The organism is Brenneria sp. L4-2C, from assembly GCF_040240335.1.
GTDB lineage: Bacteria > Pseudomonadota > Gammaproteobacteria > Enterobacterales > Enterobacteriaceae > Brenneria.
In genome coordinates, this window is the sequence record NZ_JBEIAC010000021.1 from 72,427 (window position 1) to 83,596 (window position 11,170).

The 11,170-nt window shown below is 56.8% G+C and carries 11 protein-coding genes and 1 pseudogene; 7 read left to right on the forward strand and 5 right to left on the reverse strand.

Features of this window, described 5'->3' with window-relative positions; genetic code table 11:
- Positions 1 to 182: 182 nt before the first annotated feature.
- From ABRZ26_RS21375 to otnK, 5 genes are all read right to left on the reverse strand, one after another.
- A complete protein-coding gene (locus ABRZ26_RS21375) occupies positions 183 to 1,586 on the reverse strand; it encodes an NAD(P)H-dependent oxidoreductase (protein WP_319606126.1) in 1,404 nt (467 codons plus the stop codon).
- Between the two features lie 108 nt (positions 1,587 to 1,694).
- The gene (locus tag ABRZ26_RS21380) at positions 1,695 to 2,609 is read right to left on the reverse strand and encodes an amidohydrolase family protein (protein ID WP_319606127.1); all 915 of its coding nucleotides are present in this window, start codon (positions 2,607 to 2,609) and stop codon (positions 1,695 to 1,697) included.
- Between the two features lie 54 nt (positions 2,610 to 2,663).
- A complete protein-coding gene (locus ABRZ26_RS21385; RefSeq protein ID WP_319606128.1) occupies positions 2,664 to 3,965 on the reverse strand; it encodes an MFS transporter in 1,302 nt (433 codons plus the stop codon).
- Positions 3,966 to 4,315: 350 nt separating this feature from the next.
- Positions 4,316 to 4,939, reverse strand: a complete 624-nt coding sequence (gene otnC / locus ABRZ26_RS21390) for a 3-oxo-tetronate 4-phosphate decarboxylase (RefSeq protein ID WP_319606129.1) — start codon at positions 4,937 to 4,939, stop codon at positions 4,316 to 4,318.
- Positions 4,936 to 6,204, reverse strand: a complete 1,269-nt coding sequence (gene otnK / locus ABRZ26_RS21395; protein WP_319606130.1) for a 3-oxo-tetronate kinase — start codon at positions 6,202 to 6,204, stop codon at positions 4,936 to 4,938. The genes otnC and otnK overlap by 4 nt, the downstream gene beginning before the upstream one ends.
- 435 nt (positions 6,205 to 6,639) lie before the next feature.
- On the opposite strand from otnK, the gene ygbI reads away from it, so the two are divergent.
- From ygbI to tli1a (ABRZ26_RS21430), 7 genes and pseudogenes are all read left to right on the forward strand, one after another.
- Positions 6,640 to 7,401, forward strand: a complete 762-nt coding sequence (gene ygbI, locus ABRZ26_RS21400; RefSeq protein ID WP_319606131.1) for a DNA-binding transcriptional repressor YgbI — start codon at positions 6,640 to 6,642, stop codon at positions 7,399 to 7,401.
- A 74-nt stretch (positions 7,402 to 7,475) separates the two neighbouring features.
- Positions 7,476 to 7,664, forward strand: a pseudogene (locus ABRZ26_RS21405) (branched-chain amino acid ABC transporter ATP-binding protein); the annotation flags it as partial.
- 53 nt (positions 7,665 to 7,717) lie between these two features.
- Positions 7,718 to 8,905 carry an aminotransferase-like domain-containing protein gene (locus ABRZ26_RS21410; protein ID WP_319606132.1) on the forward strand — a complete coding sequence of 396 codons (1,188 nt, stop codon included), beginning with the start codon at positions 7,718 to 7,720 and terminating at the stop codon, positions 8,903 to 8,905.
- 424 nt (positions 8,906 to 9,329) lie between these two features.
- The gene (tli1a, locus tag ABRZ26_RS21415; RefSeq protein ID WP_319606133.1) at positions 9,330 to 9,830 is read left to right on the forward strand and encodes a Tli1a family immunity protein; all 501 of its coding nucleotides are present in this window, start codon (positions 9,330 to 9,332) and stop codon (positions 9,828 to 9,830) included.
- Positions 9,818 to 9,943, forward strand: a complete 126-nt coding sequence (locus ABRZ26_RS21420; RefSeq protein WP_319606134.1) for a hypothetical protein — start codon at positions 9,818 to 9,820, stop codon at positions 9,941 to 9,943. Before tli1a (ABRZ26_RS21415) ends, ABRZ26_RS21420 begins: the two co-directional genes overlap by 13 nt.
- Entirely contained in the window at positions 9,940 to 10,440 is a 501-nt protein-coding gene (tli1a, locus tag ABRZ26_RS21425; RefSeq protein WP_413556370.1) for a Tli1a family immunity protein, read from the forward strand. The genes ABRZ26_RS21420 and tli1a (ABRZ26_RS21425) overlap by 4 nt, the downstream gene beginning before the upstream one ends.
- 108 nt (positions 10,441 to 10,548) lie before the next feature.
- On the forward strand, positions 10,549 to 11,052 hold the full coding sequence (gene tli1a / locus ABRZ26_RS21430) for a Tli1a family immunity protein (RefSeq protein ID WP_319606135.1): 504 nt from the start codon (positions 10,549 to 10,551) through the stop codon (positions 11,050 to 11,052).
- The last annotated feature ends 118 nt before the right edge of the window (positions 11,053 to 11,170 follow it).

Sequence of the window (11,170 nt, forward strand, 5' to 3'; positions counted from 1 at the left end):
CGCTCGCCCCGGCAGACTGCCGATAGGCATGTTGCTTTATCCGCCTCGCCGACGAACAAATTATCAGACGTAATTTTGCTCGTCGGCGGGGCGGCTCAGCCTTCTGAAAAACGGATTTGCCTACAGGCGTCTCGCTGCAAGATAAACCAACTATTCCACCGCGAACACGCGCTATTCCCGCACTATTCTTTTGTCAGTCCGAAGACCCTGTCCTGCTCTTTGCGAAGGCGCAGGAGTACGGAGTTTGCAGGGATATTCACGTCTTCCATCCGGATAACTTCCCCCGCGGCGACATCGCGCGCCAGACTTGTATTGCTAAAGAGATAGAAGGGTACTAAATTCCCGGCGTCGATAGCCTCAGCATCACCGATGAAGCCGTCCACTCCGTCAATGGTGTGGTGATGCCCGCCCATCTTCAACACCGTACCCTTTTTGAGATTCTGTGTGGCTCGGCCGTATAAATCGCAAACAGGGCGAAGGCTGTCTCCGCCCGTCGCATGTCCCATGATAGCCGCAGCAAGCACCGACGTGCCGGTTTCCACGCCGAGCAGGTGTCGGGGGATATAAACCGCCGCATACTTTCCGTTCCGGCTAACAGGGTGTCCCTTGGCGCCCAGGACATTCCATGTCTTTTGGTCCGTACACGCCACAATGATAAACTCGCCGCCGGCCATGCTGATTTCATCGGGGCGGCGCAGGCAGTTGAAGATATCCAGTGTCCCGGGGGCATCAAGCAGGCCGCCGTCTTTTTTGGGGCAAAAAAAGTCAGGCATTTCCCCCATGCGCGCGGCGGGAGCGCTGAACGCGGGTTTGTTCGGTTTCATGCCGGTTGCGTTCGCCACAACGACCATTTCGCAAAGATCAGGAATGGAGTGAAAGGTGAGGGTACTGAGTATCGCGCCGCGGGCTTCGGCAATATCCCCGGCGTTCCGCTCGCCCAGATTCCATAAATCATCCATGCCGGAGCAGGCAAAGAGCTGCTGCTGCCCTTCACACGCAAGCATTTTTGATACGGGGTCGTACACGAAATCGTACTCGCTGGCCTTTCCCGCGCCGACAATGGTAAGACCCAGCGCGCGTCCCCAACTAATAAGGCCGATCAGCATGCTGGGTTGGTCGCCATCTCCCGTCGTATAGACCAGCCCCCTGGACTGGGCTTTCTGAGCGAGGATTGAACCGACAACGGAATCCGTCTCTTTGGAAACCATTACCACATGCATGCCTTTCTCAATGGCGAGTTCGGCCGCAGCGGCGCTGACCTCCGGCTGGCCGCTGCTTTCCACCAACACTTCGAGAGGGAGATCCGCAATCGCATCAAAGGCTTCGACGACAACGAAAAATCCCTCCTCGTACGCTTTTTTCGCCTCTTCCGCCGTGTTGCAAACCTTCACCTTGCTTGTGGGAATGCCTGCGGAAACATATGCGTCAACCGCACGCTGCACAGTACGGGTGCATACCGCTTTCACTTCCATGTGCGGCATGGTTTGCGCCTGGAAAATGTATGATGCGCCGAATTCGCCTGCGCCCATAAGACAGGCGCGCACCGCATCATTCGCAGGCCGTTTGAATAATGATTGATAATGCATCGAGCGCTCTCCTGAGTATATTCATCTGTTTAATAATCATTTTTCCAAAGACGAGCGGCGGAAATCCATTCCCGTACAGCCGTCGTTCACGGTTTATCGGCAACCCGGCTATTGCAGGCGCTGCGGGCGGTAGATCCTTTCAGCGGTTTGGTGAAAGACCGCGCCCTGCTCTTTTTCCGACAGATCCGCCAGAATCGCCCTGTAACCGTCAAAAATCGTGGCGAATGTCGTTACCATGCCGTCCACCGGGAAATTGCTGCCCAACATGCAGCGGTCTGCGCCGAACATGCTAATAACGTCTTTCACGATCCGGCGGTTACTTTCAACCGTCCAGGGTTTGTTCGCCTCGCAAAGGCCGGAAATCTTCACGGCGGTATTGGGTCTGGCGGCCAGCTTTTCCATATTGGCGCGCCACCCCAAAAGAGCTTCCTCGCTTCGCCCCGGCACGCCCGTGTGGTTTACGATAACGAGGGTATGCGGGAAATTGGCGGCAAGTTCCGCGGCTTCCGGCAAAACCCACCAGTTGGCCTGCAAATCGAAATGGAGACCGTATTTCTCCAATACGGAATAGCCGCGCAGCCATTTGTCAGACGACATCAGGCTTCTGCCCTGTTCCGCCGGTGTGGAAGGGCCGCCCGGTTTATGGCGGACACTCCGGACAAGAGGATATGCCGCCTGCTCCGCGAGCAGGCTTGCGGCATCGTCCGCATCAAGCCATGCCTGCGCGACCATAGCGCCCGGATAGCCGAAATCACGTGCGACCTGGTGTACGTAGTGTGTTTCCTTGAGCGGGGCCTGCGGGTCATATTCCGCTTCGCAGTAAACGGATGTGACCACGTTTTGCCCGACGATATCGTCGAAATAATCGCTCATCAGGTACGTTTTCTTTATTGCGCTGTAATCCCCGTAACGATGCGGCACCATGATGTCTTTCGTCAGCCACGGATACAGATGCTTCTCGAGATCCCAAAAATGGTGGTGTGCGTCAACCACCGGCCCGGTCCAGATATTTTTTTCAGCCATGGTGATTCTCCTTAATGTGCGCCGTTCTTTATGCGAACAGCGCGCGGATAAGTTCTAGCCCGCGGTTTTCGGGCTGGAGGCGCCGAAATTAATACAAAGGGAGCCCAGGAGGTATGCAAAGGCGCAAGCGGCGAAAAAGTACAGCGCAGCGGTGTAGCCGCCGGTCATGTCCACCAGGAAACCCACGATAATGGGGACGAATATGCCGCTGGACGTTCCGGCGAAGTTCATTACCCCGCCGACCAAACCGATTTTATTCGCGGGGGAAAGCATGGCCGGAATAATCCAGTACAATCCGCCCCAAAGATGGAAAAAGACGCCGATGGCTAGAACGATTACCGCCGTAGTACTGTCGCTGATGAAAGGCAATGCCAACAGGCAAACCAGGGCCATGGCGCCGGAAATCCCGAAAAGCAGCTTGCAGGCGGCATTACGCGGGAGCACGCGCTGGAGCATATCCACAAGGTATCCGCTGACCACTTCGCCAATCGCGCCACACAGGAAAATGATGAAAGTGGCGTACCCCATGGCCCTGAGGTCCATTCCCCGTCCGTTGGCAAGGTAGCTCGGCCCCCATGTAACCAAGCCGAAAAATACCATTGCCCAGCCGATACGGCCGATAACCATTGCTACCAGGGTTCTTTTGGACAGCGCCATATTGGTATTCTGCGCCTGCTCTTCCCCTGCGAGCCGTTTCTGTTCGTCAATGAAAGCAAGCTCGTTTTTACCCATGCTCTTGTGTTCATGAGGCGTGTCGCGGGCGTAGAGATAGACCACGATCCCGGCAACGATGGTCAACACCCCGATCAGGAAAAATGCGATACGCCACGAGCTGAAAAAGGCGATGAGAGAGGCGACCAGCAAGCCGCCCACGGCGGAGCCGAAAGGAGCGCCGCTGTCAATGAGGGTAATGCCCCGGCCTCTCTCCCGGGAGGGAAGCCAACTGGCGGTGAGCTTACTGGCCGACGGCATGAAAGGCGCTTCAAACGCGCCAAGCCCCACGCGGGTCAGCAAAAGGAACAGGCCGTTGACGGCAACGGCGGAAAGGCACTGGAACGCCCCCCATATCACTGTCGCCACGCCGATGACCAGTCTTCCGCCCCACCGGTCCGCAGCCTTTCCTCCGGGGATCTGGCAAAGGCAATATGCCCAGAAAAAGGCGCTGAGGATCAGTCCCTGCATTTTCCCGCTTAACGAGAACTCTTGCGCGATCAGCGGCATGCCGACAGACAAAGCGATGCGGTCGATGCAGTTGATGGTGTACAAGATGAACAGCATGATAATAAAGCGCCATCTGGTCGTCAGCAGTAGAGATTTGCTGTTGCCGACGTCTGGAGTTTTCGAGTCCACAGACATAACAACCTCCGGAAATTTATCTTTTTCCCATTTAAAGGCGCTGCGGCATTTAAACGTCGAATGCTGTAGCAAGAGCAAGCCATGCCGCGACATGGCTTGTCGCTGCCCGGTGTTGGCGAAAGTAACGTTTGCCGTCAATGCTGAAGCGGGTATCTCAGGAGTCGTCCGCTTTAAAAGTTGCTCTATTCGGCTGGCGTACGGTAGAAGCGCCATAGACGGCATTTTCTATTGCGTGTAACGCCCTCCAGGATCTTCGCCCGGAAACCCGCGTCGGCGACGGCTTTGAAGAGGTTAAGGAACGGCGCCTCGGTAAAACATCGTGGATAGATTTATGGTGAACGTAGGCATGTTTAGCTCCTTAATTCGGCAATTTCCGCATCGGTCAGATAGCGGATCCGGCGGTCGCCCAGAATGAAAATCAGTTTGGCGGTTTCTTCCAGCTCCTCCATATTGTCCGCAGCGGCGCGCAGGCTCCGCCCGGTCACGACCGGGCCGTGATTGGCCAGAAGAAAGGCGTTGTGGTCGGGCGCCAGCCTGGCCAATTCTTCACCCAGCCGCTTGTCGCCGGGGCGAAAATAGGGAACGACTGGCACCTGTCCCATTCGCATCACCACATAAGGGGTGAAGGGTCTGATCGCGTTGTGCGGATCCAGTCCCTCCAGACAAGAGAGCGCGGTCGAATAGGCGCTATGCAGGTGTACCACGGCCCGACACTGCGGATTATTGCGATAGAGGGCCAGATGGAAGCTGATTTCCTTGGAGGGACTGTCGCCGGAGATCAATGCGCCCGCCGGATCAACCTTCGCCAGCCGGTCGGCGGAGAGTTCTCCCAGGCAGGAACCCGTCGGCGTTGCCAGCAGCGCCCCGTCCTCCAGCAGCAGGGAAAGATTCCCGGCCGAGCCGGTGGCATACCCGCGCTGAAAAAAAGAGGCTCCCAGTCTGACCATTTCTTCTCGTGCTTGAACTTCATTCATACGGCGAATTCCTGCTGCGCTCTGGCGAAAAAGTTTTCATCCCCGAAGTTGCCGGATTTCAGCGCCAGCGAAAGGGGGGCATCGGTCGATCTCACCCAGGGTACGCCGGGAGAGATGGAGGGGCCGATATGGAAGGCGCGGATCCCTAACGTCTGCACCACGATGCTGGCAGTTTCTCCTCCGGCGACGATGAAACGCCGGAAGCCGTCCTCCCGCAGTTGTCGAGCGACGGAAGAGAAAAGCGCCTCCACCGCCTGGCTGCTGGACTGCGCCCCCCAGCGCTGCTGGATACGGCCGAGAGTCTCCGGTTCGGCGGTGGCATACAGCATGGGGGCCAGTTCCTCTCCACTGTGCTGTCGCACCCAGTCGCACAGTTCACTGGCGTAGCCGGCCAGGGCGTCGTCTCCCGCCATGCAGCGCTCGACGTCGATGGCCCGGCCGGAAGCCTGATGCAGATAGCGGGCGACCTGCCTGTTGGTCATCACGGAACAGGAACCGGACAATACGATCGCCGGTCCCCCCTGCGGCGCGCCGGCGGCCTGCGCGTCCTGTTGCGCATCGCGCGTCGTCCACTGCCGCGCCAGCCCGATGGCCAGGCCGGAGCCGCCGGTGACCAGCTTCATCCCACGCAGCGCCTCACCCTGAACCAGTAAGTGCCGCGCGCTAAGCGCATCCAGCACCGCATAGCGAACGCCTCGTCGCCGTAGCGCCTCCAGCCGCGCCGTCACCGCCTCCGCGCCCCTATCCATGACGTCCGCCGCGATAACGCCGCACGCCCCTTCGGCTTGCCGCTCCATCAGGCGCGGCAGATAGCTGTCGGTCATCGGGGTCAACGGATGGTCGCGCATGCCCGACTCCGACAGCAGCCGATCCATCACGAACAGATAGCCCTGGTAGACGGTACGGCCGTTAACCGGTAAAGCCGGGGAAATAACGGTCTGCGTTTCCCCCAGCGCGTCCAGCAACGCGTCGGTTACCGGGCCGATATTGCCCTGCGCGGTACTGTCGAAGGTCGAACAGTATTTGAAATAGAACTGGCGGCATCCCTGACCCTGAAGCCAGGCCAGCGCATTGAGCGAATCGGCGACGGCTTGTTCGGCCGGACAGGAGCGCGACTTCAAGCTAATGACGGCGGCCTGGGCGTCCACGCGGTAATCCTGCGGCGGCACACCATTAAGTTGCACGGTGGATAGCCCGTTCCCGACCAGAAAACCGGCGATGTCGGTTGCGCCGGTGAAATCGTCGGCGATGACTCCGAGTAACATTAGGCCTCCTCCCATTTTTCCGGCAGCGTGATGTCGCTGAAAACTTTGATGACGACGCTGTTATCCTCACGGTCAAAGCCTGTGGCTCCATGACTGATAACGGCTACGGCATCCTCGGCAGATTTTTCATCAACGTTGCGTTGTTAATTTTAGTGATTATTTGTTCTGTGGTGTTAAATGTAATCCCTTTAATTGCCATTGGTGGTGACCAAAATCACACAAATTAACATCGTGCAAATAAAATCACTATCCACGAACGTTCATGAGAAACACAACCCATTATTTACATTTAAATCAATGTGTTATGTTTTTACACTTTACGAAAGAGTGTTGAAACATTAAGCGCGACGTGGTTTATGACGTGAATTTATGATAAGAATCGTCCATAAATACGCGCGTCATCACAATATTTATCAGATCAGGATAGGAGCAGGGATGATTCCAGTAGAACGTCATCAACAGATTCTCGCGCTGATCGCCGAGCGCGGCGTGGTAAGCATCACGGAATTGACCGAGCGGCTCGGGGTATCGCATATGACCGTGCGGCGGGATGTGCAAAAATTGGAGCAGGACGGCCTGTTACTCAGCGTCTCTGGCGGCGTGCGCTCGCCGGAACGGCTGACGATCGAACCGTCGCATCAGGATAAATCCGTGATGTTCAGCCAGCAAAAAGAGGCGATAGGCCAGTTGGCGGCCCGGCTGATCCCGCCCAACAGCTGTATCTATCTGGATGCGGGAACCACAACGCTGTCGCTGGCGCGCCACCTGGCCGAGCGGGATGACTTATTGATCGTGACCAACGATTTTGTGATTGCCGCTTTTATTATTGAATCCTGCCAGTGCCGCATGATCCACACCGGCGGCACGCTGTGTCGGGAAAACCGCTCCTGCGTCGGCGAAGCCACCGCGCAGGCGTTGCGTAACCTGTTTATCGATATCGCCTTTATCTCTGCCTCATCGTGGAGCCTGCGCGGCCTGTCCACGCCAAGTGAAGACAAAGTCGCGGTCAAACGCGCAGTGGTCGAAGCCAGCAGCAAACGAATTCTGCTCTGCGACACCTCAAAATACGGCCGCATCGCCACCCATCTGATCACCCCGCTAACGGTCTTAGACAGCATTATTACCGACGACGCCCTGCCGACTGCGGCAAAAGATGCGTTGGGGAAAATGGGCGTGGAGGTGTTGGTGGGCAGGTAAAGAGGGCATCCTTTCTATTGAAATCTTATTTGGCAAATGGCGGCACAGAACAGCGCTCTGGCGCTATTTTCGCAATTTTTGATACTATCCAGCAACTGCGTGAAGAGGGCATGACCATTTTCCTCGTGGAGCAAAACGCGAACCAGCCGCTACGTCTGGCAGACCGCGGCTATGTGCTTGAAAGTGGTCACGTTGTACTGGAAGACAGCGGCGCGGCATTACTCGCAAATGAGGCGGTTCGTTCCGCTTATCTGGGCGGCTAACCGAATTCAGGCCGGCGTATCCGGCCTGTCGTTCTGATGAAGGCAAAATTAAAATGGCAACCGAAGGTTTATTGGCGCAGCGTATCGCCAAGTTGAAAAGCTCCGCTATTCGAGAGCTGCTTAAGCACAGCAAGATGGATAACATCATTTCGCTGGCCGGGGGAATACCGTCAGACAAGCTGTTCGACTTCGACGGTCTGAATCAGGCAACACAATTAGCCATTACCGAACAGCCAAAAACCGCTTTCCAATATGGATTAACTGAAGGCAGCCCGATCTTACGCGAGCGCATCGCCGACCTGTGCGCGATTCGCGGGATAAAAACCCGCGCGGAAGACATCGTGGTCACGGCGGGTTCACAGCAGGCGCTGGATCTGATCATGCGCGCGATGATCGATCCGGGCGATGTCTTTGTCGTTGAACGTCCGACCTACCTTGCCGCATTGCAAACGCTCGAGCTGGCGCAGGCGCAGGTGATGTCCGTCGACTCGGACGAAAACGGCATGGTGGTCGACGATCTGGAAGCGCTGCTGCGCAAACAGCGTATCAAAGGCGTGTATATCGTACCGAACTTTGGCAATCCCAGCGGCGTCACCCTGAGTTATGAACGGCGCAAACAGCTGATTAAGCTGGCGGAACGCTATGGTTTCGTCATCATCGAAGACGATCCGTACGGCGAACTGCGTTTTACCGAAGAGCGCCACCCGACGCTGTTCCAACTGGCTCAGGAAGAGCTGGGCAATGCCGAACATGTGCTCTATACCTCGACCTTCTCAAAGATCCTCGCGCCGGGCTTACGTCTTGGCTGGGCGATCATGCCGGACTGGCTGCTGCATAAAGTCGCCATCATCAAGCAGGCGGCCGATCTGCACGCCAGCGCGCTGTCGCAGAGCATCGTGGAATGCTATCTGGGATTGGGGCGTTTGGACGCGCAAATCGAAAAAATCCGCTATTCCTACAAGGAAAAGAGCGAACAGTTGTCCGCTCTGATCGCTAAAGAGTTAGGCGACGTGATGACGTTCAACCAGCCGAAGGGCGGTATGTTCCTGTGGGCCAGATTCCGTCAGCCGTTTAATACCACGCAATGGCTGCAACAGACGCTGGATCACGGCGTGGTGTTTGTGCCGGGCGAATTCTTTTTCCCGGACACGCCGGACTATTCGACGCTGCGCTTCTCCTATGCGACCGCAACGGAAGAGCAAATGCACGAAGCCGTCGCAAGGCTGCGCAGGGCGCTGTAATCCTCACGTAAAGGCCGCGCCAGCGGCCTGAATTCGCTACCCAAAATCCGCTGACCAAACTCCCCTGCTCTATTCTCACGCAGTCTGTCGCCACAAACCGCCTTATCGTCAGGCAAAATGGAAACGTATTTATCTCATCCCACGCTTCATTCTGAAATAATAAAAAATAATATTATTAACGATAATAACAATTTGATTTTTAATCATATTTAAACAAATCCCTCATTAAAAAACCTTGCCCCTCTGATCATATTTTCGGCATAATACGCGCCTTTAGTTTCTAAATGGACATGAAACAGGAAACCGCATGGAGCATCATTACGCGACACCCACACCTTTTTCTTTTTTAACCACCGCGCTCGCCCGCTATCAACGGTCTCCCTCCACCCTCGGCCACGCTGGCAGTTCGGTCAGGGAAAACACAATGAGAAAAAGTTTCACCCTGCTGTTGGCGGCCGGCCTGCTGCTGTCGGCCGCCGCTCAGGCGGATACGCTTATCGTCATCAATCATACCCACTGGGCAATCAACCGCTTCAGCGTGGACGGCATATCGGGCATCGACAGCGTCGGCGCCTATCAGGGCGGCGGCGGCGGTTGCTGTTACCGCGCCCCGGCACGGTGGCGGCCGGGCATGACGGTGCGGGTCGACTGGGAAACCGGGGTGGCAAGCATGAAAGGTTTTCCCGGCTTTGCCGACTGGGATAGCTATCAGGCCTGGAAACAAAAAATCAATGCTCAGAAACGCCGGCACAGCAAGGTGGTGCCGCTGCCGCCTTATACCTCGGAAGATAACTGCGGCATCACGGTGCATTTTCTGCCCTGCGATGAGGTGAAGGTCACCACCTCCTGTTTCTCGCCCACCCATGAGCGATACCCGATCAAAGAGCCGATAAGAATGCCGGAGCCGAAATCATGTCCAAAATAAAACCGCAGGATACCGCCTGGCTGCCGCCGGCCTTTCCGCTCAACGGGCGGTTGCCCGACCATCCCTATCCGGTGGCGATGAACCAATACCGTAAAAAGGAGTTTATATCTTGAAAATACCGTTAATCCCCCTGGCGCTGTGCGGCCTGCTGCTGTCGGCCACCGCTCAGGCGGGTACGCTCGATCTGATCAACCATACCCACTGGGCAATCAACCGCTTCAGCGTGGACGGCATATCGGGCATCGACAGCGTCGGCGCCTATCAGGGCGGCGGCGGCGGTTGCTGTTACCGCGCCCCGGCACGGTGGCGGCCGGGCATGACGGTGCGGGTCGACTGGGAAACCGGGGTGGCAAGCATGAAAGGTTTTCCCGGCTTTGCCGACTGGGATAGCTATCAGGCCTGGAAACAAAAAATCAATGCTCAGAAACGCCGGCACAGCAAGGTGGTGCCGCTACCGCGCTATGAAGAGGGCAAAACCTGCGGCATTACGGTGCATTTTCTGCCCTGCGATGAGGTGAAAGTTACCACCAGTTGCATGGTGTACGGCCACCCCGACTACCCGATCAAAGAACCGATAAGAATGCCGGAGCCGAAATCATGTCCAAAATAAAACCGCAGGATACCGCCTGCTGCCGCCGGCCTTTCCGCTCAACGGGCGGTTACCCGACCATCCCTATCCGGTGGCGATGAACCAATACCGTAAAAAGGAGTTTATATCTTGAAAATACCGTTAATCCCCCTGGCGCTGTGCAGCCTGCTGCTGTCGGCCGCCGCTCAGGCGGGTACGCTCGATCTGATCAACCACACCCACCGGGATATCAACCGCTTCAGCGTGGACGGCATTCCGGGCATCGACAGCGTCGGCCCCTATCAGGGCGGCGGCGGCGGTTGTTGTTACCGCGCCCCGATGCGGTGGCGGCCGGGCATGACGGTGCGGGTCGACTGGGAAACCGGCGGGGGAGTTGATAATGACCCCTTTCCCGGCTTTGCTGACTGGGATAACTATCTGGCCTGGGAAAAGAGGCTGAAATCCCGGCGACGCCAGTACAGCAAGGTGGTGCCGCTGCCGCGCTATGAGGAGGGCAAAACCTGCGGCATTACGGTGCATTTTCTGCCCTGCGATGAGGTGAAGGTCACTACCAGTTGCATGATGTACGGCCACCCCGACTACCCGATCAAAGAGCCGATAAGAATGCCGGAGCCGAAATCATGCCCAAAATAAAACCGCAGGATACCGCCTGGCTGCCGCCGGCCTTTCCACTCAACGGGCGGTTACCCGACCATCCTTATCCGGTGGCGATGAACGAACGCCGGCAGAACAGCCTGGAGCAACGTTACTA